Here is a 24,234-nt window from a genome sequence, read left to right on the forward strand (position 1 = left end):
TGCCACTTACTAATGCAACCTGTTTTTATTTCTCGGGTACAGAGCCTGTCAAGGGAGTGACGGTGACAATTTCCGGAGGCGACACCTCGCGGCTGCGGCGCATCAACCTGGTCACGACACTTCGCGCCCTGCGAGGCCAGGGCCCCCTCAGCCTCACCGAGGTCACCAGGCGCACAGGTCTGTCCCGCCCGACCGTGGAGAGCTTGACGGAGGAGCTGCTCGGCTCCGGATGGCTGAAGGAACTGCCGCCGCAGCCAGGCCACATGGGCCGTCCAGCCCGGCTGTTCAGCTTCCACTCCACCGGCGACTACGTGCTCGGGATCGACATCGGTTCGTACAGCATCAGGGCGGCCGTCGCCGATCTCGACGGCACCGTCGTCGCGTCCCGCACCGAGCGGGTGAGCGCGGACGCGGGGCGTGCCGTGCGGCTGGCAGCCGTGCGCGCGACGGCCGCGGACGCACTGGAGTCGGCGGTGGTCGCACGCGCCCAGCTGGCCGCCGTCTGCGTCGGCACCACAGGGGTGGTCAGCCATGACGGCCTGGTCAAACGCTGTGTCGGCCTGCCCGAATGGGACGGGCTGGACCTCGCGGGCGAGATGGCCGTCGACTTCGACTGCCCGGTCCTGGTGGAGAACGACTGCAATCTGGCCGCACTCACCGAGGGCTGGATCGGCGAGGCCCAGGGCGTCGACGACGTGGCCTTCGTCCTGTCCGGAGTGCGTACCGGGGCCGGTCTGCTGATCGGCGGCCGGGTGCACCGGGGGCGCGGGGGAGCGGCCGGCGAGATCGGCGCACTGTCGCTGGTGGGCTGGCACCGGGCCACCTCGCATCTGACCGGCTATCCGAAGATGCCGTCGGACACCCTGCCCCAGGAGGCCGCCGAGTACGTCTTCGCCCAGGCCCGCACCGGTGAACCGGCGGCCCGCTGGGCCGTCGAGCAGTACGCCCACGACCTGGCCGAGGGCATCGCCGCCCTGGTCCTGGCCCTGGACCCGGAACTCGTCGTGATCGGCGGCGGGGTCTCGCGCTCCGGTGACGTACTGCTGGAGCCGCTGCGGCGGCACCTCGACCCGCTGTGCCTGGAACCCCCGGCGCTCGCGGTCTCCTCCCTGTCCGACCAGGCCGTGGTGCTGGGCGCCGTGCGGCTCGCCCTCGATCACGTGGACGCCCGGCTGTACGACGTCGACGCGGTGCTGCCCGAACCGTCGTCCTGACCGTGCCCGTCGGTGCGGTCCGTCCAGGCACGGTCTTAACCAAAGTCTCTGTATATGTAGGGCGGGTGTCCTCGGGACACGGGCCCGTCGAAAGGAATCGGCAGGAATGACGACCCCCATGTTGCTGCCCCGGCCCGTCACGGTCCGACCCGCCCCGGGAGAGTTCCCGCTCGACGCGGCCACGACGATCAAGGCCCCCGGCGAACTGGCCACGACCGCCGCCTGGCTGCAGTCGGCCCTGCGCCCCGCGACGGGGCTGCCCCTGCCCCTCACCGACGAGGAGCCCGGACCGGGCATCGCCCTGACGTTGCGTCCGGAACTGGGGGCCGAGGCATACCGGCTGGAGTCCGGGCCGGCCGGTGTCCGCATCGAGGGCGGGGACGCCGGCGGGGTGTTCTACGGCTGCCAGGCCCTGCTGCAACTGCTGCCGCCACGGGTCTACCGCAGCTCCCGGACCACCGACGAGCGGTGGGCGGTGCCGGGGACGGTCGTCGAGGACGCGCCGCACTTCCGTTGGCGCGGCGCCATGCTGGACGTGGCCAGGCACTTCCTGCCCAAGCGGGAGGTGCTGCGCTTCATCGACCTGATGGCGATGCACCGCCTCAACACCCTCCACCTCCATCTCACCGACGACCAGGGCTGGCGCGTGGAGATCCTGCGCTTCCCCCGGCTCACTGAGACCGGTGGATGGCGCAGTTCGTCCCAGTTGGGTTCCACGGACGACGACAGGACCGAGGACAGGCCGCACGGCGGCTACTACACCCAGGACGACATCCGCGAGATCGTCGCCCACGCGGCGGAGCGCGGCGTCACGGTCGTACCGGAGATCGACGTCCCCGGACACTCCCAGGCGGCCATCGCCGCCTACCCCGAACTGGGCGTGACGGGCGAGCAGTTGGCAGTCATGACCCGATGGGGCGTCAGCCCCCACACCCTGAACGCGGAGGAGTCGACGATCGACTTCTTCCGGGGGGTCCTCGACGAGGTCATGGCCCTCTTCCCCAGCACCTTCATCGGTGTGGGAGGCGACGAGTGCCCCAAGGACCAGTGGAAGGGCGATCCGCGCACCCGGCAACTCATGGCCGAGCGCGGCCTGCCCGACGAGAAGGCCCTGCAGGCGTGGTTCATCGCCCGGATCGCCGCCCACGTCGCGGAAGGCGGGAGGCGTGTCTTCGGCTGGGACGAGATCCTGGAAGGGGAACTCCCGCCGGGTGTCGCCGTGGCCTCCTGGCGCGGGATGACAGGCGCCGTGACCGCCGCACGCCGGGGCTTCGACGTGGTGTCCTGCCCGGACGACCAGGTCTATCTCGACTACCGCCAGTCGGAACATCCCGACGAGCCGATTCCGGTCTCCGTCCCCGTGACGCTGGAGGATGCCTACTCCTTCGACCCGGTCCCGGACGGCCTGACCGACGAACAGGCCGCGCGGGTGCTCGGGGGACAGGCCAATCTGTGGACCGAGCACATGGACACGCCGCGCATGGTGGACTACTACGCGTTCCCCCGCCTGTGTGCGGTGGCCGAGGCGCTCTGGCGCGGCGCGGGCGACCGTGACTTCGACGAGTTCCGAACCCGCCTGTACGACGCGCACCTGCCCCGGCTCGACGCCATCGGTGTGGAGTACCGGGCGCCGGCGGGCCCACTGCCCTGGCAGACGCGGCCGGGCGTCGTCGGCGCACCCGCGACGAGGGCCGATCGCGAGGCGCACATGAACCGACGTGTGGCGGCCATCCGTTCCTGAGCGGGTGCACGGCCGGTCCTCCGCAACCCGTGAGCTCCTGCGCGGGTTGCGGACCGCGCTCAGAGCGATGGTTCGAGGTGCGCCCAGGGGCGTTCGGCCTCGATTTCGGCCGCGAGCGCGAGCAGCGTTCCCTCGCCACCCAGCGGGCCGACGAACTGCACGCCGAGGGGCAGACCGTCGGGAGTGCGGTAGGTGGGGACGCTCATCGCGGGCCGGCCGGTGATGTTGGCCAGCTGGGTGTACGGGGTCGCCGAGAGGTTGGCGATCACCGCGCGCTCCCACGCCCTGGTCCCGGCGAGGGCTCCCAGCAGCCCCACTCGCATCAGGGTCCGGGCGACGGCACGTACCGGTCGAGGGGTGTCCAGATCACCGATCCGAACGGCCGGCCGGGCCAGGGTCGGGGTGAGGAGCAGGTCGTAGCGGCCGTGGAAGGAAGCGAGTTGCCGGCTGTACGTGTTCCAGCGGTCGTGGGCGGCGTAGTAGTCCGGTGCCTTCAGAGAACGGCCGGCGGCGGCCAGCAGATGGGTGTCGAGTTCGAAGGCCTCCGGCCCGGCGCCGGTCGACCGGCGGATCCCGTCGACGGTGTGGGCGAGCTGAGTGGTCCACATCGCCAGGAAGTCGAGGGCGAGCTGACGCTGGTCGATCTCCGGTTCTGCGGGCTCGACGTCGTGACCGAGGTGGCGGAGCAGGGTGGCGGCGTCCTCGACCGCGGCGACCGCCTGCGGGTCGACCTCGGTGTCGATGGGCGAGCGGGTGGTGAACCCGATGCGCAACGCCCTGGGTCTGCGGGCGAGTTCGGCGTACGGCAGCTCGGGGCGGGCATGCAGGTACGGTCCGGCGGGGTCCGGTCGCGAGGTCAGCACGTCGAGCATGGCCGCGCTGTCGCGGACGCTGCGTGAGATGACGCCGTCGGTCGCGGCACCGTGCAGGTGCTCGGCGACGGACGGACCGGCCGGGACGAGTCCGCGTCCCGGCTTCAGGCCGAACAGGCCGCAGCACGCGGCCGGAATGCGGATCGATCCGCCGCCGTCGTTGGCACCGGCCACCGGCACGATGCCCGCTGCCACGGCTGCCGCCGTCCCTCCGGACGAGCCGCCCGGGGTGCGGGTGAGGTCCCAGGGGTTGCGGGTGGGCCCGTTCGCCTCCGGTTCGGTGATGCCCTTCGCGCCGAACTCCGGGGTGTTGGTCTTGCCGAAGATCACCAGTCCGGCGTCCAGCCAGCGCTCGACCACCTCGCTGTGCCGCTCGACGGGACGGTGGCCAAGGGCCCGGCTGCCGCTGCCGGTCGGCAGCCCGGCGTAGTCCTGCGACAGGTCCTTGATCAGGAACGGAACCCCGGCGAACGGCCCGGTCAGTGGCCCCTTCGCCCGCTCCCGGGCGAGTTCGTGCATGGGCCGGACGATCGCGTTGAGTCTGCCGTCGACGGCCTCCGCGCGGGCGATGGCGACATCGAGCAGTTCGCCCGGTGAGACCTCTCCCCGGGCGACCGATTCGGCCAGACCCACCGCGTCATGGGCTCGGTACTCGCTGTAGTGCATCATCAGGACCCCACCTCCCACTGCGTCCCGCAGCTCATGTGACGTCCAGACGCTCTCACAGCGCGTCCGAGTCGTCACCCCGGATGCGGGCGTGCAAATGCTGGTCGTGTCATCCGTCCGCGTGCAGCAGTGCGCCGCGCATGACGCCTTCGAAGGGGTATCCGGCCTTGTGCGCCACTCGGCAGGAGGCCGGGTTGGCCACCGAGTGGCACAACCGCAGGCGGTGCAGCCCCAGATCCTCCAGGGCCCACTGGCTGACCCGTCCCACGGCCTCGACCGCGACACCACCGCCACGGGCCGCCGGCAGGAGCCAGTAGATGATCTCGGCGCTGCCGCCTTCGAGATCGACGTCGTTCAGCGCGATGAGTCCCGTGGCCTCGCCGCCCGGCCGGGCGACGGCCCAGATCGCGCCCGTCTCGGCCTGCCAACGCCCGTGCATGCGCTCGATCCTGTTGGGCGCGTCCTGCACCGAGTCCACGACGAGGAGGTTCCATCGGCGAATCGCCGGATCCTGGCCGGCGGCTGCCAGCACATCGGCATCGTCCCGGCACCAGGGGCGCAGCTCCAGGCCGTTGGGGAGGCCGAGTACCGGTTGACGGTTGCGGTCCATCCGACCTGCGGGAACGACAGGGGATATGGGTGCACTGGAGATCATCGGGGCATCGTGCCCCAGGCCTTCGGCGCGCGATATCCGATAATCCGCCGCGAAGACAATCCGCCACGGAGACCGCGTACGTGGACCGTCTCGCGCATTGGCAGACGCAGAGGCGCCAAGGGCGCCCGATGAGCAGCTGCCCATCGGGCGCCCTTGGTGGCGCGTCCGGATGATCCTCGTCCCGGGGCGGGCCTACCGGCCCGGGTGAGGGGGAGTCCGCCGGTCTCAGACCGCCGGGGCCGGGTAGGTCGGGTACTCCACGCCGGAGACGTGCTGGACGACGCGGATGACCTGGCACGAGTAGCCGAACTCGTTGTCGTACCAGAGGTAGAGGATCGCGTTGTCGCCGTCGACCTTGGTGGCACCCGCGTCGACGATCGAGGCGTGGCGCGAGCCCATGAAGTCGCTCGACACCGCGTCGGGCGCGGTGGTGAAGTCGATCTGGCGCTTGAGCGGCGAGGTCAGCGACACATTGCGGAGGTAGTTGAGGACTTCGTCACGGGTCGTCTCGCGCCCGAGCCGCAGGCTGAGGATGGCGATCGAGACGTCCGGCACCGGGACACGGATCGAGCTGCCGGTGATCGGCGCCTTGAGCTCGGGCAGCGCCTTGGCGACCGCGGACGCGGCACCGGTCTCGGTGATGACCATGTTCAGCGGCGCGGAGCGGCCGCGGCGGTCGGCCTTGTGGTAGTTGTCCAGCAGGTTCTGGTCGTTGGTGAACGAGTGGACGGTCTCCACGTGGCCCCGCAGCACGCCGTACTCGTCCGCCATCGCCTTCAGCGGCGGCACGATCGCGTTGGTGGTGCAGGACGCGCAGGACAGGATCTGCTCGTCCGGCTTGATCGTGTCGTGGTTGACGCCGTGCACGATGTTGGGGACGTCGCCCTTGCCCGGAGCGGTCAGGACGACCTTGTCGATGCCGGGACGCAGGTGCTTCGACAGACCCTCGCGGTCGCGCCACTTGCCGGTGTTGTCGATGAGGATGGCGTTCTTGATGCCGTACGCCGTGTAGTCGACCTCGGACGGATCGTTGGCGTAGATCACCTTGATCTCGTTGCCGTTGGCGACGATCGTGCTCGTCGCCTCGTCGACGGTGATCGTGCCCTGGAACTGGCCGTGGATCGAGTCGCGGCGCAGCAGCGAGGCACGCTTGACGATGTCCTGGTCGCCGCCCTGACGGACGACGATGGCGCGCAGCCGCAGCCCGTTGCCGGAGCCGGCCTTCTCGATGAGCAGGCGGGCGACGAGGCGGCCGATACGGCCGAAGCCGTAGAGGACGACATCGCGTCCGTCACCGCGCTCGATCTTGTTGGCACCCGTGGCACCGGCGACGGCCTCGGCGGTGAACTCCTTCACCGAGAGACCGCGCTCGTCCGCCGCGTAGGTCGCGGCGAGCATGCCGATGTCGATCTGGGAAGGGCCGAGGTCGAGCGTGGTGAGGGCCTGGAGGAACGGCAGCGTGTCGGTGACCGAGAGCTCCTCACCGGCGATCTGGCGGGCGAATCGGTGGGTCTTCAGGATGCTGACCACCGACTTGTTCACCAAGGAGCGGCTGTGGAGCAGGACCGTTACGTCCCGCTCCCGGTGCAGTTTCCCGATGACCGGGATCATCGACTCCGCGATCTCCTCGCGGTTCTTCCAGCTGGTGAACGAGTCGTCATTGACAGTCACAGGTTTATCTTTCGAGCTAGGCGGCGCTCATATGGTAACCCCTCGCTACTTTGATCATCCAAACGGGTCACCCGGGCCTGGTGCCGTGATCGCCCCCTTTCCCGGACCTCGCTCGGCTCCTTCTCCGGCCACCGGCCTCCGGCCTGGCGGGGTGGCGAGGTGCTTGGGCATGGCGGGCTCGGGCAGGGTGCGATACAGCAGCCAGCTCAGGGCGGGCATCAGGATCAGCGGCGTGAGGGCCGTCTGCAGGGAAGTGGCGTCGGCGATGCTGCCGATGACAGGGCTGATCAGGCCGCCGATGCTGACGGTCAGCCCGAGGGTGATCCCACTGGCGGTGCCGAAGCGCGAGGGCAAGTAGTCCTGGGCCAGGGTGACTTGCAGTGAGAACGGGACGTACAGGCCGACGGAGGTCAGGACGGTGAACAAATAGATCGACGGGCCGGGGACGAAGACGATCCCGGCGACGGCGCCGACCGTGATCAGATACGACGTGCGCACCACCGCGACCCGGTCCCACCGGTTGGCCAGGCGGCTGCCCAGCACGGTGCCCGCCGCACCACCCAGATAGAGGACGAAGAGCGCGGCCGTGCCCGCCGCCGCACCGCCTCCCGTGCGCTGCCGGGCGTAGAACGAGATGAAGGTGCTCAGGCCGACGAAGGCGATCGATCGGCAGACCACGGCTAGCGACAGCTTCACGAACGAAGCCTTGTCGTCGGTCCCCGCCGTGGCCGCGGCCCCGGGGCCGTTGGATGTCGATTTCTCCGGTGCGCGCAGGACGGGCAGACACAACACACTGCCGACGACGGCCGGCACCACGAGCAGTGGGGAGAACCGCAGCCCTCCGGTGGCCACGACGGCGGTGACCATGAGGGGGGCCGCAGCGAAGCCGACGTTGCCGCCGAAGGAGAACCACCCCATCGAACGGTGGCTCCCCTTGCCGACGAGCCGTGCGACGCGGGCGGATTCGGGGTGGTAGGCGGCGACCCCGATTCCGGACATCGCCACGAAGAGCAGTGTCAGTGGGTACGAATCGCTGAGGCCGCTGAGCGCGACACCGAGACCGCCCAGGGCTGTGCTCACGGGCAGCAGCCAGGGTATGGCCCGTCGGTCGGTGAGTGCACCGAACACCGGTTGTGCCACCGAGGACAGCAGTGATGCGGCGAGCACGATGCCCGAGGCCGCTGCGTAGGAGTAGGCGCGCTCGGCGACGAAGAACGGGACGAGCGACGCCACAGCACCCTGATAGACGTCCACGCACGCATGTCCGACCGAAAGTAGAACGATTGATCTATTCCTTGGCGTAACGCGATGGTCGTCGCCGAGTGTCGCGTCGCGCTTCCGATAATCTGCCAACCATTGCCGGAAATCCGCCCTCGGATGCGTGGCCAACTCGGTGTGCTGTGGGGCCTGCTGGCGAATCGGCGACGGTGCGTGCTCGTGCCGGGCCGCGCCCGTGCTCTCCGGGCTGTGATCAGTCAGGGCCGGCGGTTGTGGGTGCCCGGGGTATAGCCGAGAGCGCGGCGGAAGACATCGATGAACGCGCTGGTGGACGACCAGCCGCATCGGTGGGCGACCGTGGTCACCGGTACGTCGTCGGCCAGCATGCGAAGGGCGTGGTAGAGGCGCAGTTGAGTGCGCCACTGAGGGAACGTCATGCCCAGTTCGCGACGGAAGAGGCGGCTGAGGGTGCGCTCCCCGGCTCCTGCCGCGGTCGCCAGGGCGGCCAGTGTGCGCGGGTCCGCGGGGTCGTGGTGCAGGGCGTCGCAGATGGCTCTGAGGCGGGGATCGGTGGGGGCGGGCAGTTGTACGGGCTGCTGGGGTGAGGTGCGCAGCCGGTCGAGGAGTACCGCGCGCAACCGCAGCCGCTCGGGGGTGTCGTCGTGGGGGCTTCGGGTGCAGGCGAGGATCAGTTCGCGCAGCAGGGGGTCGACCGAGAGGACGGTCGGGGCGTCGAGGCCGAGGGGGTTGGTGTCGGCGGGCAGGCCCAGCAGATGCAGGGCGAGGTGCCCGTGGGCGCGGTGGGCGTGGACGCAGCCGGCCGGGACCCAGATGGCCCGGGTGCCGGGGGCGAACCAGGTGCCCGTGTCGGTGGTGACCGCGAGGACGCCGGAGCCCGCGTAGACGACCTGGTGGTCGTCGTGCCGGTGTGCGTCGATGTGCTCTCCGGGCGCCATCGCCTGGGTGCGGGTGGGCGCCTCGGGGGAGTGGCGGAGATCCGGCATGAATGAAACTCCATCGGAAGCGCGCCGGACCGTACGGCGTCGTTGTCGTCGAACCGGGCTCGGGCGTCTCGAAATGGCCCCGGAACGGCCCTGTGGATGTGATGCCACCCATAGGGGCCAGGTCACATCCTAGGGAGAGTAGTAGGAACGGAGCCGCCCGAACAGCACGGAATCGGCATAGAGCGGTTCATTTCGGACATTACTCCGTATTGGGGTAGTACGTCACATCATTGACCCCCACCCCGGCCGCCGCTAACCATGGCTGTCGTTGCGGGGAACCGCGACCGGACCGCACGGACACCGCCGGACCGCTCGCCCCTCCCGCACCACGCAGGGCCCCGCCCCGCACCCCCGCCTCCGGCACCGGACGGCGACACCACACCCACAGGAGAGTCACTTCCGCATGACCACGCAGACCCGCACCGGCCGCATCGCCCGCATCCGCACCCTGTCCGTCGCCGCCCTCGCCACCACCGGCGCAGCCGCCGCAGCCCTCACCCTGACCTCGACCTCCGCACAGGCGGCCGAGACGAAGCAGAGCGCCCCCGTCGTCAAAACCGCCCCCGCCGGCGACGTCCAGGACACCCAGAAGACCGGCAAGGGCTACGCCAACAACCTCGACGGCTGGATCAAGGAATCCCTGGCCATCATGAAGGCCAAGGGCATACCCGGCAGCTACGAAGGACTGCACCGCAACATCATGCGCGAGTCCGGCGGCAACCCCAACGCCCAGAACGGCTGGGACATCAACGCCCAGAAGGGCACCCCCTCCAAGGGCCTGCTCCAGGTCATCCAGCCCACCTTCAACGCCTACCACGTCAAGGGCACCCCCCACGACCTCACCAACCCCGTCGCCAACATCACCGCGGCCGCCAACTACGCCGCCGACCGCTACGGATCCATCGACAACGTCAACTCCGCCTACTGAGCCAGGTGTGCTTGAGTGCCCGGAAGCGACACCGTGTGGACTGTTCGATGGGCCGTGGTGAGGCCCGACGGGCCTCGCGGTCCTGCGCACCGGACTGCTGGACGGGCGGGGTGGGAGCATGGGAATGATCGAGCGGCTGTGGGCGGCCGGGGAGATGCCCTTCCTTGACGGGCTGTACCGGCCGGACGACACCTGCGTCGAGGTGCATGTGGACGGCCCCGGGGCCTACCACCCGGACGCCGGGCAGCCGATTCCCTTCCGCCTAGGGGAGCCGTTCGACGTGGCCCGTGCCATCGAGGAGAGCGGCACCAACGAGGTGGACACGTACTTCGAGACCCCGCTGCCGGATGGATCGGGCCGGATGTCCGGCGGTGGCAGCGGGATGGGCAACATCGGCTGCCTGGCCCGTCTCGACGCCGACCGCTCCTTGCGGTGGCTCGCCGTGATGTTCTGCTCCAACCCGTTCGTGGGCGTGCACCACGAAGGTACTGCCGCGGTCTTCACCAACGACTGGAAGCACCGGCTGACCCTCGACCTCACCGCCCCCGCCCTGGCCTGACCCAGTGGCATGCCGCCGATGGCGCAATGCGAACCTGACCCGGCGAGCCCGGTCGACCTCCCGGGCCTCGGCCCGGACGGGCACGTGGCACTGCTGCTGCACCGGGTGGAGGACGTCACCGAACTCATCCGCGCCCGCATTGGTCACAACGGCGGGGACCGGGCCAGGGTGCTGGAGGCCGGCCTTTGCACCCGGGCCAGAGAACTCCAGGAAGTGAACGAGCGGCTCCGGCGGGCCCACGCCCGCGAACGCGCGGTCGCCCCGACCCTGCAGGCCGAGATGCTGCCGACTTCCGGCCCGGCCGGCCGCCGCCGGGCAGCGGTGCGTCACCGGCCGGCCGACGGTTCCCTGAACGTGTGTGGCGACCGGTACGACTTCGCCGAACCGGCGGGGACCGGATCGCGGCGGCCGTCAGGGACCTCGTCGGGCACAGCCCGTACGCGGCCGGAGCCATGGGCCGGCTCCGCAGCGCGCTCAGCGCCGCCGCGCGCGTGGCCGACGGCCCCGCTCGACGCACGCGGTCTGCAGCCCGGCCCCGAGCCTGCCGCGCCGCGATCCTCGACGGCACCGAAGCACCCCCCGTTCCCGGGCGGAACCCCGTACGGTTCTCAACCGGGCTGCCGCTCGCGCATGTTGACACCCATCGATCCGGTCACGAGTTGCGGGCCGTCACTCCACCGCGTGTGCGCATATGGCACAGTCGTGCCGTGGATGCACTGCGACCCCAGGACCCGGCGCGCATGGGCGCCTATCACCTTCTCGCCCGTCTCGGCGCGGGCGGCATGGGGCAGGTGTATCTCGGCAGGTCGCCCGGCGGACGGCTGGTGGCCGTGAAGGTCATCCGCGACGAGATCAGCGACCACCCCGAGGCGTTGGCCCGGTTCCGGCGCGAGACCGCGACCGTCGAGGCCGTGCGCAGCGCCTACACCGCGCAGTTGATCGAGGCTTCGCTCGACGCGCCTCCCTACTGGCTGGCCACCGAGTACGTGGCAGGGCCCACTCTCCGCGGTGCCGTGGGCGCGAGCGGTCCCTTCCCGGCGGACAGCGCCCTGAGACTGCTCGCCGCGCTCGCCGAGGGACTGGCCGCGGTCCACGCCCATGGAGTCACGCACCGGGACCTGAAACCGCACAACGTCATCCTCTCCTCGCAGGGACCGCAACTGATCGACTTCGGGATCGCGCGAGGACTGGAGCAGACGATCCTCACCCGGGACGGGATGGTCTCGGGGACACCCGGCTACACGGCACCCGAAGTTCTCCTGCGGAACGAAGTGGGCCCGGCGGCCGATGTCTTCGCACTGGGCGCGACCCTCGCGTACACGGCCACGGGCCGGCCTCCGTACGGCACGGGCGAACCGGCGGCGGTGAGCTACCGGACCGTGCACGAGGACATCGACCTGGCGGGGGTACGGCCCGCGCTGGCCGAGCTCATCCGGCAGTGCGTCGCCAAGGACCCGGCGGACCGGCCCGAACCGGCCGCCGTGATCGCCCGGTGCGCGGTGGACTCGCCGCTGGCGTCGGACGCCCACTACCGGATGCTGGCACGTACCGCCGAACCCGTCCCCGAATCCGGGTGCGTGGACACGCCGCCCGCATCGTCCGGCGCGCACACGGAGCCGGAGACGGGGACGGAGACGGGGACGGTCCGGGCACCGCGGAGCGAGGCCGGGACACGGCCGAAGCACCACGAGCCGGTCGTCGAAAGGGCGGAGCGGGCCGCTACCACCGTACCCACGGGCCTGTCGGACACCGCACCGGACGACCGTCCGGATCCGCAGCGACGCCCCGGCCAGGCCGCACGGGGCAGAGCCTGGCTCGCGGTATGCGCGGTGGCGCTCGCGGTGCCCATGACGGTCTGGCTGCTCCCGGAATCGGACACGAGGGACACCGGCGCCGCCCCCACGACGGAGGTCACCACGTCCGGGCAGCCGACCGCGCCGCGGACGGCCACCAGAGGCCCGGCCAGTGGACCGCCGGACCACATCGTGAACGATCGCGTCTCGCAGGACCGCTGGACCCTGTCCGACGAGCCGGAGCAGGCGGCCCAGGGCATCGGTTCCTGCGATCTGTCCAGCCTCACCGATTCCTCACCGCCCTCGGGACTGCGGTCCTCCGTCTCCCACACCACGGGCACGGACACGGCCTCGCTGGAGCTGCGCCCCAAGAACGCCGGGGAGGGGAAGAGGCCTGCTCCGTACTACATAGCCGTGGGGGTGCGTCCCCCGCACGAGACGGACCGTGCCACCGGACGACCCCTCCGGTCCGTCAGCAAGGGCATCGGCTTCACCAGCAAGCCCGTCGACATCTACTCCCGTTGGACCTCCGGCGGAACCGTCAAGTTCAAGTACCCCGCCGACTTCCGTGCCCACTTCGGCGAACGCACCGTCGACGCGCTCCCGGTGGGAGACGACAGGGGCGACTGGACCGTGGTGCTGTACCACGTCGAAGGCGGGCCCACGAAGTACACCTCCGTCGTGTGCAACGGCTTCCACGCCTGAGACGCGGCGCCTCGACGACGCGGGCGGTGCGGCCGGTGCGGAGCGGGCGGTCGGTGGGCTTCTCCCGGACCGGGGCGCGTTATGTCCGGATACGTCATGGGTGCGTGGTGTGCACCGGAGAGGGGCTGTTCCGCCATGTTTCATAAGGTTGTCCCCATTCCGGGAACCGGCGCTCGTCCAGGGCGTCCAGGCACGACAACAGACCATGAAACGAGTGATCACCGGAACAACCGTGGCCCGCGGTCGACTCGCAGGGGAGTGCTGCGTGACGCCCGACCTGTGCAAGCGGCACGGGAGAACGCGAACGCGCTCACTCCGGGCAACTCCTTCCGGGTCCGCGGCTTCGCGACAGCGCCCCGCACCGACCCACTCGACCCGGCACCAGTGGCAGCCGCGCCGGCCGCGCTCGCGGCCCCACAGGGCAATACATCTAGAGCTGTCGAAGATGATCACGCAGTCTGCGGGCCACCTGCGCCATGAGGGCGTCGGCGCCGGGCTGGACACTCGCCGGGACGAGTGACTCGGTGAGGACGGCGATGGCGAAGGCCTGGCCGTCGGAGTGCTCGACGACGCCGATTTCGTGCCGGAGGTTGAGGAGAGTGCCGGTCTTGGAGGACCAAGTGGCGGCGTCGGAGCTGAAGTCGGGGGCGAGCCGGTGCCGGATGAGGTTGTGGGCCATCAGGCCACGTACGCGTTCGGCCACGTCCGGATGGATCGCGGACGGCGTCCACAGGGCTTGCAGCAGCTCGACGTAGGCGCGTGCGCTGCCGCTGCTGGCGCGGGTGGTGTCGAGCTGGGGCACCCGATGTCCGCGACCGCTGGTGCCGGCGTCGATGGCGAGGGAGAGGGCGAGATGGGCCTGGGAGGCGTCGAAGCGTTCCAGGGGGGTGTCGGTGAGTTCGTCGAGACTGTGCCGGACAGTGATGCCGCGGAGACCGAACTCACGGAGCATGTCGGTGACCCGGGCGGGCGGTGTGAGACCGAACAGCACGTCGGCGGCTGCGCCGTCACTCACGCAGGTGCTCATGTAGAGCAGGTCGTCGATCGCGATCCTGGCGGGGTGACGGAAGCGGCTCAGCCCGGTGGGGCCGGGTGCGGTCGTGCGCCGGGGGTGTACGTCGAGCATCGTCGCCCCGTCCAGTTCGCCCCGGCGGATGCGCTCCGCCGTCGCCAGCGCGAGCGGAACCTTGACCAGGGACGCGGCGGGCAGCTGGGTGTCCGGGGCGATTCCCACTTCGTCGCCCGTGTGGAGCTCCCGCACGAGCAGACAGCCGTGCAGTCCGCCGTCGTGCAATTGCCGACGCATCTCGCTCAGGAGTGCTTCGGTGCTCACGCCGCCGCCCCTCCCGCACGGTCCGCCCCGGTGCCTGCGCCCAGGCAACGGCCGATGGCCTCGCCCAGCCGCGCCTCGATGTGTTGGGGATTGCCGCCCGCGGCGGCGACCAGCGCGAAGCCCCGGCTGAGTGTGATCTCACCGATGGGCCGCCAGTTCAGGGCGAGTTCCTCGGCCTGTGCGGGGGTGCACAGCAGCAGGTCGCCCGTGCAGAGCACTTCCGCCGCGGCTGTCGTCAGGTCGGTCGCGGCAACGAGCTGCGCGGGCCGCAGACCGACCGCGTCCCGCAGCCGGGTGAGCGGGTCACGGATGTGCGGCACGTCGTCCTCCGGCTGGATCCAGATCCGGCGGGCCGGGCCCGTCGACGCCCGCCCGACCCGTAGCGTCTCGATGTAGACGCGCCGCACGCCGGGATCCTGGGCACCGGCGAGCCCGAGCGGCAGGGACCACGTCGCCTCGTCCGCGGGCACGGCGAGCAGCGCGGCACGTACCAGTTGCGAGTGGATGAACTCGACGCGCTGCGCGGGCGCGGCGATACGGAGATCGAGTGTGATGCCGTGTCCCCGTGCCTCCGCGATCAGACGGGCGAGACCGGCTGTCGAGCAGAGGCCGGGCACCGCGAGCCGCCAGGGTTTGCACTTGGCGGCATCGGCCTCGTGCAGCAGCACGTCCGCCGCCTGCACGAGCTGCCTTGCCGCCGGCAGCATGTCCCGGCCGAACGGCGTGAGCACGGCCCGCCGCGACATCCGCTCGAACAGCTGCTCGCCGAGGCGCTCCTCCAGGGCGGCGACGCGACGGCTGGCCACCGGCTGGGACATCCGGGCCGCGGCTGCTCCCACGGTGAAACCTCCGTGCTCGCTGACACTGACGAATGCCCGACACGCTCCGACCAGATCCACAGTCCGAACCCTAACGCCATGCCGGATCGGCATGAAACAGCGCGTGGGCGTATTGGACCGCATGGCAGTCGGACGGAGAAGGTGGGCCCGGCACTCATGACCACACCCCGGGATGGGGATCTGCCGCTCCATCCCCTATGCGCCCCGCCCGCGGGGTGACCTGGAGGTCCGGACCCCATGCAGCAGCACAGTCCTGCCCGCCGTGCCCTTCTCGGCATGCTGGCCGCGCTCGCCCTCGTACCGCTCGTGGCGTGCAGCGGAGAGGACCCCCGTCCCTCGTCCCCCTCTTCCCCGGTGGCGTCATCCCCGCACGCCGGGGCGACGGGACCGACCGGGGCCGTGAAGCCTGTCGACCGACGGTTCAAGGAACTTGAGCGCAAGTTCGACGCGCGGCTGGGCGTCTACGCCATCGACACCGGCACCGGCCGCGAAGTCGCCTACAAGGACGGTGAGCGCTTCGCCTACGCCTCGACGTTCAAGGCGCTGGCAGCCGGTGCCGTATTGCGCAAGTACTCCGTGGGCGGGCTGGACGAGGTGGTCACGTACTCCCGGGACGATCTGGTCAGCAACTCCCCGGTGAGCGAGAAGCATGTCGGGACCGGGATGAGCCTGGGCGCCCTGTGCGACGCCGCCGTCCGTTTCAGCGACAACACCGCGGCCAACCTGCTCCTCGACCGACTGGGCGGTCCCCGGGGCCTGGATGCCGTACTCGCGGGGATCGGCGACGACGTCACCCGGATGGAACACCAGGAACCGCAACTCAACCAGTGGTCTCCGGGTTCCGTCTCCGACACGAGCACGCCGAGAGCACTCGCGGGCGATCTGCGCGCGTTCGTCCTCGGAGACGTTCTCGGCAAGGGCGAACGCGCGCAGCTGACGAAGTGGCTGCGGAGCAACACCACCGGGGACGAGCTCATCAGGGCCGGGATGCCGAAGGGCTGGGTGATCGGTGACAAGACCGGGGCCGGCGGCACCTACGGCACCCGCAACGACATCGCCGTGGTGTGGCCCCCCGACGCCGCCCCCATCGTCGTGGCGATCCTGTCGAACCGGACCAGGGAAGATGCCGAGTACGACAACGAACTCATCGCGGAGGCGGCATCCGTGGTCGCCGACACGTTGTCGTAGCAGGGAGTGTGTTCTCCGGCGGGGAGTCTGTTCCCAAGCGGTGCGCGAGGGTACGCCGTGCCGGATCCGGACGTTGGGCCCGACGTGGACGGCGTGATCCTACGTGGTGTCGCAGTTCACCGGAGCCAGGGCGCCGGGTACGTCGACATACCCGTCCCGGTCGAACGGCAGGACGGTCCCCTGCTGCCACCGAGCCGGCGAACCGCTGACCGTCATCGAGGCGGGAGCGACCTTCCTCTGCCACGACGGAGCACTTTGCACGGGCCGACACCGGGACCAAAGGCGAGTGAACCGTCGGTCGCCACGCAACGACTGGCGGCCGTTGCGGCCGTGGTCCGCCACCGCGCGCGGGCGCCGACACGTGGATACGGCAAGGCGGGGACACCCCGTCCCGCCATCGTCGGCCCAGGCAGAAACCTCCGCGCGGTCATGGCGCTTCGTCGCCTACGGTTGACCACCGGCCGGCAGCCACCGCGATGCGGGGGCACGGCCGGGCCATGACGGGCCGCCCGGATCGACGTGGCGGGGACGACGCACGGCGGAGCACCTACGGAACGGTTGGTCGGATGGTCCACAACGCCAGGATCGCGATGGCGCAGGCAGCCACGGACAGACAGGCCGCGCACTTCCACAGGCTGCTCACCTGGGCGGTCTCGCTGCTGCCGTCCGACGCGCGCCCACCCGCTTCGGCAGAGTTGAACGACACCGCCCTCGCCGCCCGGAGCCGACGCTTCGACGCGCCGCTGCACAGCGGCGAGGACGGGACGGCGGCCCGCGCCCGGCCCGCGCCGACGCCGCAGGCCCGCCCCGAGGAGGTGATCGCCGCACTGCGTGCCGCCGGCACCGTGCTGGATGCCGACCTGGTAATCGCCGCAGGCCCCGTCGACTGGCCCGCGCTGGCTGCCGCACACCGGCGTGAACCGTTCGCACGCACCCAGCGACGGGCCCTGATAGCCCGCGCCGACTGCCCGGACGACTTCACCGCCGCCCTCCTCACACCCTGGGACCCCAGGATCGCGAACCGACTGGTGGCCCGCCGGCAGGAGCTGCCCACCTCCGCATGGTGGCCCTGCCTGGAGCGGATCGGGGAGACCCGGCCCGCACTGCTGCGCCACGTACTCAACGGGGCGAACCTGCCCGAGGTGCTGCGTTCGGTGCGATACCTCGACCACCTGGTGCGCGCCGTGAACGGCTACGACCACAACAACTTCCCCGCGGCCGAGGCGTTTTGGACGGCGGTCGGCGCGGTGCTGCACGCACGACTGGGCGACGACCCGCGAAGCTGGTACGTCGCCGCCCAGCGCTTCCCCCTTCATCACGGCACGTTGGAGCGGCTGATCCAGGGGCTCGGCGAGCCTGCGAAGGGTGCGGAACGGCCCTTCCCCGATCTGCGCGTCCTGCTGACCGCTCCGGCCGCGGTGGTGGTCGCCATCGTCGCCGGACTCGACGACGAGGAGCTGGAGCAGGCGGCCGAGGACTCCTGGCACGGGGTCCGCGACCAGCCCTCGTTCCGGTCGGCCGTCACCCCGCGACTGCACGCGGCCGGTGTTCCGCGCCGGGCACTGTTCGCGCGCTGGGCCGCACTGTACGGAAGCTCTGCGGACTGTCTCTGGCTGTACGGCCTGGACGACCGGCTGGACGAGCGCCTCGTCAGGCAAGCGGATCACGACCAGGCACTGCGCCGGGGGCTCGCGGCCCTCGGACGGCCCTTGCCCCTCAGCCTGGACCTGGTCGCGGAGCTGCGGCCCTGCACCGATTCCGTCGCGGCGCAGGCCGTTCTGGACGGTGCCTGCGGCGACGCCGCGACCCCGTGGCCGGAACTGGTCCGCGCCCATGCCACCGAGCCGCTCCCGCTGCCCGTGCTGTACACGCTGGCCGCGCGCCCGGGATTTCCCGACGTTCTCGCGCAGGAGCTGCCGGGCTCGACCCGGTTCTACTGGTCGACGCACGGCCCCGCCGCCGCCCGGTCGGCGCTGTCCGACGTAGGCGATGCGTTCATGTCCGACCATGTGATCCATCGGGTCCGCGCGTCCGGCGTGCTCGACGACGAGTCGGTGGTGGCCGCCATCCGGCCCGCGAGCGCGGCCCTGCGCCATGGATACGAACAGCCACGGGACACAGCGGGCCGCGACGCGTGGCGGACCGTGTGCGCGCAACTGGTCCGGCGGGCCGCAGACCGGGGCGGGCCCGGCCTGTGGCGCGTACTGGCGGAGCGGCTGCCCGACTGCGAAGGCACCCTGCCGGAACTGCTCGCCGAAGCCGCCGCCGAAGCAGGCGCGGGCTGAGCGACCGGAGCGGTGCCCGGGACCGGACGGTGATCCGAACGAGAACGGCTACGGCCGCTCGCCCCTGAGCCACTGAAGGATCTCGGGGGTCACGGGGTCGGTGATGTCGGCGAACTCGTCATGCTTCTTGAGGTACTTGGCCACATAGGGGCAGTCGGGAACAATGCGCATACCGTTCCTGCGTACGTCGTTCAGGGCCTCTGTCACGAGAGTCGAGGCCAGGCCCTGTCCGGCGAAGGCGTCGTCGATCTCCGTGTGGTAGAAGACCCGCTGTCCGTCCCGGTCTCGGTAGACGGTGAAGCCGGCGGTCGCACCGTCCACCTGGATCGCGTACCGGTGCTTCTCGTCGATTCGCTCCACGACGGGCGCGGAGGCATTCTGCGTCATGGCGTTTCCCATTCCTTCAACTGGTTGCGGAGGCTGGTGGTTCAACGGCGCGACGGGTTCCCGCGCGGCTGGATGGTGGCGTTCGGCAGGACGGGTGCGGGGAGGCGGTCACCGGCGTAGCCGTGGACGGTGCCAAAGCGTTCGGAGGCGCCCTCCCAGTCCTCGCGCGCTTCGACGATGTCCTTGTGGCTACGGCCGATGAAGTTCCACCACATGACGATCTCCTCCTCGAACGGTGTGCCGCCGAGCAACAGCAGCCGTGCCGTGTCACCGGAGGTATTGGTGAGCGTCAATGTGTCGGGTCCGGGGCCGACGTAACCCAACTCGGCCCGGAGCACGGGGGATTCACCCAGGCGGATGCTTCCCTGATCGACGAGCACGCCGTGCTCGAAGCCGGTGTTCACGGCGAGGGTGACTCTCGCGTGCGGGTCGAGGAGGAGTTCGGCGCCCAGCAGGGGGGTGAAGGTCCGCACCGGGGATGCGTTGCCGGCGAGTGTTCCGAGGAAGACCCTGGCCTCGCCCCCGTCCAGGCGGACGGGCTCGGGGACGTAATGCTGGAAGTCGCGCTCCGCGTGCCGGTGTTCCTCGGGCAGCGCCACCCACAGCTGGGCACCGTGCAGGATCGTGGTCCCCGGGGTCGAGACCTCCGTGTGGCTGATGCCGTGCCCGCCCGTCATGAGGTTGAGCTCACCGGGACGCACGAAGGCGTGGCTGCCCATGCTGTCGCGGTGCTCGATCTCCCCGCTGAAGAGCCAGGACACGGTCTGCAGCCCGGTGTGGGGGTGGGGCGCGACATCCATGCCGCCCGTCTCGGCGACGTTGTCGGGGCCGTAGTGGTCGGCGAAGCACCAGGCGCCGATCAGAGTGCGGCTCCGCTGCGGCAGGGTGCGCCGCACCGTCATCGCCCGCGGGCCGCCCAACGGGACATCGCGCGCGGACAGCACCTCGACCTGCGGCGTCCCGTCGCTGTGCCCTTCGTCCGGCGAAGCCGCGCAGCGTGTCCCGACCGGCTCGGTCTCAGCGTCGTTCATCGTGGGGCACCCCCGGCGCAGTACTTGTTGGATATTCAACTATCATGGTTGGATCCTAGAGCACCGGCGTCCGAAGCGCACGGCAAGGGCGGGCGGACCGTTATGGCCAGAAGGAGAACCGAGTGAGCGACGTGACGGCAACACCGGGCAACCGACGGGTCTTCGTCGACAAGCAGTCGCCCAAGGCGTACCACGCCCTGGTGCAGACCTCCGAGGCGGTCCGTGCGACCGCCGCCGACGCGGGCCTCGACCGTGTGCTGGTGGAGCTGATCAATCTCCGCGTCTCGCAGCTCAACGGCTGCGCCTACTGCCTCGACGTGCACACCAGGGCGGCGCTCCGCGCGGGTGAGTCCACGCAGCGCCTCGGGGTGCTGGCGGCCTGGCGGGACACGGAGGTGTTCACCCCGCGGGAACGCGCGGCGCTCGCTCTGGCGGAGGCGACCACCGATCCCGCGAACGCCGCCGCGCAGGAGGCCGCCTACGGTGCGGCTTGTGAGGTCTTCGGTGACGACGAGATCTCCGCGGTGATATGGGTGGCGATCACGATCAACGCCTTCAACCGGGTCTCCATTCTGAGCAAGCATCCCGTACGCAGGGCACCCGGAACGTCTGCCTCGGGACGCTGACTCCCTCGCGTACGCACGGCGGTCCGGGTTCTCGCGTTCCCGTAGTCCCTGGCGGGCGTGCGACGACAGCTACGGCACCTCGCCGCGTTGTCGGAACGCCCGAATACATCCAGTATTCGAAGGCCCCTCCGCCTTGCGACGCACCGCATCCGACGCCGCACGCTGATCCACCAGGGATTACGGGACAGCCCTTGGCCAAAGCCTGGTGCGCTTCAGGCAACGTTCGCCCCCGACAGGCGTCGGGACAGGCCGAGGCGTTTCCGAAAACGAGTGGCCCCGAAAGCGGGGGCACGGCTAACGTCGCGTCCGTGGATATCAGGGAACTGGACCGCCGTGCTCTCGCCACTCTGGGAGCGGTGATCGCGCAGATTGGCCCGGATCAGCTTCGTCTTCCAACGCCGTGTGCCGACTGGACACTGCACGGCCTGCTCCGCCACCAAGTGAGCGAGAACCTCGGCTTCGCGGCCGCCGCAGCAGGCGTCACCGGTGACCTCCGGGCCTGGGACCAGGGCAACCTGGGTGGGGATCCCTACCAGGCGTACCTCGACTCGGCCGACGCCATGACGACGGCGTTCGCCGAGGATGTCCTGGACCATTCGCTCCAGATCGGGGAGTTCGGGTTCTTTCCCGGCCGGGCCGCGCTCGGTATGCATGTGCTCGACTGCGTAGTCCACGGTTGGGACGTCGCTCAGACCATCGGCGTTGCCTACGATCCGGGCGCCGACCTCGTCCGCCACTCACTCAAGGTCGCGGCGCAGATCCCGACCGGAGCACCGTCCGACGACCGGGCAAGGACTGCGTTCGCCCCGGCGGTCGAGATCTCCGCGGGCTCTCCCGCCCTGGAGCGGCTGCTCGGACTCGTCGGCCGTCGTCCAGCGGCAAGCTGAGCGACGACTCGCCAACGGGTCGTGCACTGACTTCTGCACCGTGGAAACGCCGTCCGGTGTCGCCCGGTGCAGGAATCGACCGGCACGATGCAACGAGGCGAACGTTGCCTGATGCGGCACCAGCTTCCGGAAACCTTCCTCAGCGGCCGGCGCCGGCATGACGGCGCCGGCCGCACCGCCATGTCCTGGCGCCGCCGGTCCCGGTCGTGCGGCGGTAGGGCGAGGGCCGGGAGTTCTCCGTCCGTTCCTCGTGACGGCGGCATGGGTGCACCTCGATTCGCCGAAGCGCCTTGACCAAAGCCTCTTTGGAAGCCCCCCACCCATGGCCGAATCCACCGTTCCCCCTGCCGGGTCCCGCCGTCCGCAGCGCGGTCTGCTCCAGATGCCCGCCATGGAGCGGGTGCCTCCGGGACGGACGAAGGCGAGCAGGCCGGACAGCCGGGTGCAATCGATCGCCCGGACGAGCTCGTCGTCGGCATGGGCCCGCGCAAGGGCAGCCCCCGGCCCGGCAAGCCCGCAAGCCTCGTGCGCATCGACTTCCACGACTTCCGCGTACGGCTGCGCACACCTGGTCCGGCTCGACGCACCCGGCATCGAGTGCCGCCGGGGGGCCGGCCCGCTCCCGTGGCAGGGCCGGCCCGGCATCCCGGCGACACACGCCGACCGGGCCGATTCCATCGACCGACGCGTGGCTCACATCAAGACCTGAGCGCTCCCACGATTCCGTACGTTCCCTGGGCTCAGGCGCCCCAGCGCAGAGCGACGGTGTCACCCGCGTTGATCACCTTGCCGCGGTCGGCTGCGGTGAACGCCGAACCGTCGACGCTGACCCTCCAGGTGTTCGACCCGCTGTTGGACTTGCCGTTGAGAGCGGTGATCGTGCCTGTTCCGGAGGAGGGGGTCACGCCGCTCACGCAGCCGGACGGGGTGGCCGCGGTCGTGGCCGAGTCCAGAACCGCGCCGAGGGTGGTTGTGGTGCCGGTGGGGGTGAAGGCGACGGAGCACACCTTCAAGCCGCCCGCGCCGTCGTCCACGGTCAGGGCCAGTTCTGTGGCGGTGCCGGAGGCGAAGGTGCTCCGGGCCACCCACTGGGGTGCCCCGCTGGTGGCGGGGACCGGGGGAGTGGCGGTGAAGCCGCCTCCCGCGACGGCGCGGAGTCCGTCGATGGATGCGTAGGCGGACGGCTCGGTGTCACCAGGCAGGTACTTGAAGCCGCCACCGGGGTTGAACTGCTGAGCGATGAGGAAGTCCACGGGTGTCCTGCCCGCGGAGGTGAGGAAATCGCCGGTCTGCGGGTTGATGCCGCAGGCGTTGAGCCCCGAGACGGCCCAGCCGTTGGAGTCGGTGTTGACGCCGAACATGGCGTTGAACGCACCACTGCCCGGCACCAGCTTGCTCTTGAGGAACGCCTTGGCCTGGACGATGTCCGCATCGGTGTTCGGGACGCCGGAGACACAGAGCGCGGCCATCGCGGCGCCGGTCATGTCGACATCGCCGGCCGAGCCGAGCTGTCCCGGATCACCTTCGGCCTTGCCGTAGTTCCAGCCGCCGTCGTTGTGCTGGTTGGCGCGGATGCGGGTGATCAGGGAGTCGCGCAGGGACTTGGGTATCCGCTGCGTTCCCGCCTGCGTCCGGGCGCCGCCGAGGGCGAGCGCGGCGAACACGGTCCCGTTGAAGTTCGCCGAGGGGCCGAAGTATCCGGGCTCGGCCTTCTGCCAGTAGCTGTAGATGTCGCCGATGAGATTGCGTGAGGCGGAGACGCGGGCCGGGTCGATGCCCGCCGCGTAGGAGTTGAGGGTGGCGCGTTCGTAGTCGGTGACCACCGGCGTCGCGGACGGCCAGCTGGCCGTCGACAGCAGGGTTCGGTACACGGATCTCGCGTTCTTCGTGGTGTCGCCGCCAGGTGTGACGTCGACGGCCGCGGTGCCGGCGGAGGCGAGCGCGCTGAACGCCCACTCGTTCGACAGTCCGGCCCCGGCGTAGGAACCATCCGACGACTGAAGGGACTTGAGGTACGTGACACCGTTCGTCCTCGACGTGGCGATCTGGACCGGTGTGGCAGTGGCAGCGGCCGGCAGGACGCTCAGACAGAGCGCCCCGACGGAGGCGGTCGCCGTGAACGCAAGACGACGTGGGATCAAAGGACGGGACATGGCCTGCTCCTGGGATGAGGGGCGCGCCGCCCTGGGCCCACGGCCTTCCCGGGCGGGAGACAACAGCAGGCAGGGCCGCCGCCCGAACGCGTGGACCGGCTTCCTGTGGTGCGTCGCCGCCTGGGCATTCGGGCTCGGAACGGCCCCAGCCGTCCCACACCGCTGCGCGTCAGCCCCGGACTCTCACCGGGTTCCCCCACGTGGCAGCGCAGGACGCTACCGGACGCGCTGCCGTCCCGCCAGATGCCCCTCAGGCGGCCCTTCCACGTCCCTGGCCGGTGTCTTGACGAGGTATCACTCTGCGTGCTCCAATCCGGCTCATACGCACTGAGTTCCAGGGGAAGCCGGTCAGAATCCGGCGCTGACCCGCAACCGTAGGCCCGGTAGCACCGGGCGAGCCGGAATGCCTGGAGCCTGATCTTCAGCGAGAAGCGCCGTCGTGGACTACGGCGTGGTCGACCAGCCCTGCCATGCGGTGA

Annotated in this window: 19 protein-coding genes, 1 pseudogene and 2 riboswitches; of the genes and pseudogenes, 10 read left to right on the top strand and 10 right to left on the bottom strand. The window is 70.5% G+C overall.

The window, feature by feature from the left end; all coding sequences use genetic code 11:
- The first annotated feature begins 62 nt into the window (after nt 1-62).
- Complete coding sequence (locus ACFV8T_RS28650) at nt 63-1,214, top strand: ROK family protein (RefSeq protein WP_385332966.1); 1,152 nt, start codon at nt 63-65, stop codon at nt 1,212-1,214.
- 106 nt (nt 1,215-1,320) lie between these two features.
- Nucleotides 1,321-2,955, top strand: a complete 1,635-nt coding sequence (locus ACFV8T_RS28655) for a beta-N-acetylhexosaminidase (protein ID WP_385332969.1) — start codon at nt 1,321-1,323, stop codon at nt 2,953-2,955.
- Between the two features lie 59 nt (nt 2,956-3,014).
- Here ACFV8T_RS28655 and ACFV8T_RS28660 read toward each other — a convergent pair whose 3' ends face one another.
- The 5 genes from ACFV8T_RS28660 to ACFV8T_RS28680 form a co-directional block, all read right to left on the bottom strand.
- The gene (locus ACFV8T_RS28660) at nt 3,015-4,496 is read right to left on the bottom strand and encodes an amidase (RefSeq protein ID WP_385332971.1); all 1,482 of its coding nucleotides are present in this window, start codon (nt 4,494-4,496) and stop codon (nt 3,015-3,017) included.
- A 106-nt stretch (nt 4,497-4,602) separates the two neighbouring features.
- Complete coding sequence (locus ACFV8T_RS28665; protein WP_385332974.1) at nt 4,603-5,103, bottom strand: GNAT family N-acetyltransferase; 501 nt, start codon at nt 5,101-5,103, stop codon at nt 4,603-4,605.
- A 270-nt stretch (nt 5,104-5,373) separates the two neighbouring features.
- Complete coding sequence (locus ACFV8T_RS28670; protein ID WP_385332977.1) at nt 5,374-6,819, bottom strand: glyceraldehyde-3-phosphate dehydrogenase; 1,446 nt, start codon at nt 6,817-6,819, stop codon at nt 5,374-5,376.
- Between the two features lie 54 nt (nt 6,820-6,873).
- The gene (locus ACFV8T_RS28675; protein ID WP_385333130.1) at nt 6,874-8,103 is read right to left on the bottom strand and encodes an MFS transporter; all 1,230 of its coding nucleotides are present in this window, start codon (nt 8,101-8,103) and stop codon (nt 6,874-6,876) included.
- Nucleotides 8,104-8,294: 191 nt separating this feature from the next.
- Nucleotides 8,295-9,041 (bottom strand): AraC family transcriptional regulator, encoded by a 747-nt coding sequence (locus ACFV8T_RS28680; RefSeq protein WP_385332984.1) that lies wholly within the window; start codon nt 9,039-9,041, stop codon nt 8,295-8,297.
- Nucleotides 9,042-9,444: 403 nt separating this feature from the next.
- On the opposite strand from ACFV8T_RS28680, the gene ACFV8T_RS28685 reads away from it, so the two are divergent.
- From ACFV8T_RS28685 to ACFV8T_RS28700, 4 genes and pseudogenes are all read left to right on the top strand, one after another.
- Nucleotides 9,445-9,969, top strand: coding sequence for a transglycosylase SLT domain-containing protein (locus tag ACFV8T_RS28685; protein WP_385330704.1), 525 nt, complete (start codon nt 9,445-9,447; stop codon nt 9,967-9,969).
- Between the two features lie 118 nt (nt 9,970-10,087).
- Nucleotides 10,088-10,528, top strand: a complete 441-nt coding sequence (locus ACFV8T_RS28690) for a hypothetical protein (RefSeq protein ID WP_385332987.1) — start codon at nt 10,088-10,090, stop codon at nt 10,526-10,528.
- A gap of 45 nt (nt 10,529-10,573) precedes the next feature.
- A pseudogene (locus tag ACFV8T_RS28695) lies at nt 10,574-11,040 on the top strand (protein phosphatase); the annotation flags it as partial.
- Between the two features lie 228 nt (nt 11,041-11,268).
- A complete protein-coding gene (locus ACFV8T_RS28700; RefSeq protein ID WP_385333133.1) occupies nt 11,269-13,026 on the top strand; it encodes a protein kinase in 1,758 nt (585 codons plus the stop codon).
- A gap of 430 nt (nt 13,027-13,456) precedes the next feature.
- Here the strand turns inward: ACFV8T_RS28700 and ACFV8T_RS28705 are convergent, their stop codons facing one another.
- Nucleotides 13,457-14,359, bottom strand: coding sequence for a serine hydrolase (locus ACFV8T_RS28705; protein ID WP_385332989.1), 903 nt, complete (start codon nt 14,357-14,359; stop codon nt 13,457-13,459).
- A complete protein-coding gene (locus tag ACFV8T_RS28710; protein WP_385332991.1) occupies nt 14,356-15,258 on the bottom strand; it encodes a LysR family transcriptional regulator in 903 nt (300 codons plus the stop codon). Before ACFV8T_RS28710 ends, ACFV8T_RS28705 begins: the two co-directional genes overlap by 4 nt.
- Before the next feature lie 177 nt (nt 15,259-15,435).
- Between ACFV8T_RS28710 and bla the strand changes: the two genes are divergently transcribed.
- Both bla and ACFV8T_RS28720 read left to right on the top strand, forming a co-directional pair.
- On the top strand, nt 15,436-16,386 hold the full coding sequence (gene bla, locus ACFV8T_RS28715; protein WP_385332993.1) for a class A beta-lactamase: 951 nt from the start codon (nt 15,436-15,438) through the stop codon (nt 16,384-16,386).
- A gap of 566 nt (nt 16,387-16,952) precedes the next feature.
- Nucleotides 16,953-18,671 (top strand): hypothetical protein, encoded by a 1,719-nt coding sequence (locus tag ACFV8T_RS28720; protein WP_385332996.1) that lies wholly within the window; start codon nt 16,953-16,955, stop codon nt 18,669-18,671.
- Nucleotides 18,672-18,719: 48 nt separating this feature from the next.
- On the opposite strand, the gene ACFV8T_RS28725 is transcribed toward ACFV8T_RS28720, so the two are convergent.
- Together ACFV8T_RS28725 and ACFV8T_RS28730 are read right to left on the bottom strand one after the other, a co-directional pair.
- Nucleotides 18,720-19,058, bottom strand: a complete 339-nt coding sequence (locus ACFV8T_RS28725; protein WP_385332998.1) for a GNAT family N-acetyltransferase — start codon at nt 19,056-19,058, stop codon at nt 18,720-18,722.
- 41 nt (nt 19,059-19,099) lie between these two features.
- A complete protein-coding gene (locus ACFV8T_RS28730; RefSeq protein ID WP_385333001.1) occupies nt 19,100-20,089 on the bottom strand; it encodes a pirin family protein in 990 nt (329 codons plus the stop codon).
- Nucleotides 20,090-20,211: 122 nt separating this feature from the next.
- Between ACFV8T_RS28730 and ACFV8T_RS28735 the strand changes: the two genes are divergently transcribed.
- Both ACFV8T_RS28735 and ACFV8T_RS28740 read left to right on the top strand, forming a co-directional pair.
- Complete coding sequence (locus ACFV8T_RS28735; protein ID WP_385333004.1) at nt 20,212-20,715, top strand: carboxymuconolactone decarboxylase family protein; 504 nt, start codon at nt 20,212-20,214, stop codon at nt 20,713-20,715.
- Between the two features lie 308 nt (nt 20,716-21,023).
- Nucleotides 21,024-21,602, top strand: a complete 579-nt coding sequence (locus ACFV8T_RS28740; RefSeq protein WP_385333007.1) for a TIGR03086 family metal-binding protein — start codon at nt 21,024-21,026, stop codon at nt 21,600-21,602.
- A 740-nt stretch (nt 21,603-22,342) separates the two neighbouring features.
- Here the strand turns inward: ACFV8T_RS28740 and ACFV8T_RS28745 are convergent.
- The gene (locus ACFV8T_RS28745) at nt 22,343-23,755 is read right to left on the bottom strand and encodes a hypothetical protein (protein ID WP_385333010.1); all 1,413 of its coding nucleotides are present in this window, start codon (nt 23,753-23,755) and stop codon (nt 22,343-22,345) included.
- Between the two features lie 122 nt (nt 23,756-23,877).
- Nucleotides 23,878-23,952: riboswitch (cobalamin riboswitch) on the bottom strand.
- A 92-nt stretch (nt 23,953-24,044) separates the two neighbouring features.
- Nucleotides 24,045-24,185, top strand: a riboswitch (cobalamin riboswitch).
- The last annotated feature ends 49 nt before the right edge of the window (nt 24,186-24,234 follow it).

The organism is Streptomyces sp. NPDC059832, from assembly GCF_042731715.1.
Lineage (GTDB): Bacteria > Actinomycetota > Actinomycetes > Streptomycetales > Streptomycetaceae > Streptomyces.

Excerpts from the sequence above, each read along its gene's own strand:
- ACFV8T_RS28725 (WP_385332998.1), bottom strand. The coding sequence starts at position 19,058 with ATGACGCAGAATGCCTCCGCGCCCGTCGTGGAGCGAATCGACGAGAAG.
- bla (WP_385332993.1), top strand. The coding sequence starts at position 15,436 with ATGCAGCAGCACAGTCCTGCCCGCCGTGCCCTTCTCGGCATGCTGGCC.
- ACFV8T_RS28680 (WP_385332984.1), bottom strand. The coding sequence starts at position 9,041 with ATGCCGGATCTCCGCCACTCCCCCGAGGCGCCCACCCGCACCCAGGCG.
- ACFV8T_RS28690 (WP_385332987.1), top strand. The coding sequence starts at position 10,088 with ATGGGAATGATCGAGCGGCTGTGGGCGGCCGGGGAGATGCCCTTCCTT.
- ACFV8T_RS28685 (WP_385330704.1), top strand. The coding sequence starts at position 9,445 with ATGACCACGCAGACCCGCACCGGCCGCATCGCCCGCATCCGCACCCTG.
- ACFV8T_RS28745 (WP_385333010.1), bottom strand. The coding sequence starts at position 23,755 with ATGTCCCGTCCTTTGATCCCACGTCGTCTTGCGTTCACGGCGACCGCC.
- ACFV8T_RS28730 (WP_385333001.1), bottom strand. The coding sequence starts at position 20,089 with ATGAACGACGCTGAGACCGAGCCGGTCGGGACACGCTGCGCGGCTTCG.
- ACFV8T_RS28655 (WP_385332969.1), top strand. The coding sequence starts at position 1,321 with ATGACGACCCCCATGTTGCTGCCCCGGCCCGTCACGGTCCGACCCGCC.
- ACFV8T_RS28660 (WP_385332971.1), bottom strand. The coding sequence starts at position 4,496 with ATGATGCACTACAGCGAGTACCGAGCCCATGACGCGGTGGGTCTGGCC.
- ACFV8T_RS28665 (WP_385332974.1), bottom strand. The coding sequence starts at position 5,103 with ATGGACCGCAACCGTCAACCGGTACTCGGCCTCCCCAACGGCCTGGAG.
- ACFV8T_RS28700 (WP_385333133.1), top strand. The coding sequence starts at position 11,269 with ATGGGCGCCTATCACCTTCTCGCCCGTCTCGGCGCGGGCGGCATGGGG.
- ACFV8T_RS28720 (WP_385332996.1), top strand. The coding sequence starts at position 16,953 with ATGGTCCACAACGCCAGGATCGCGATGGCGCAGGCAGCCACGGACAGA.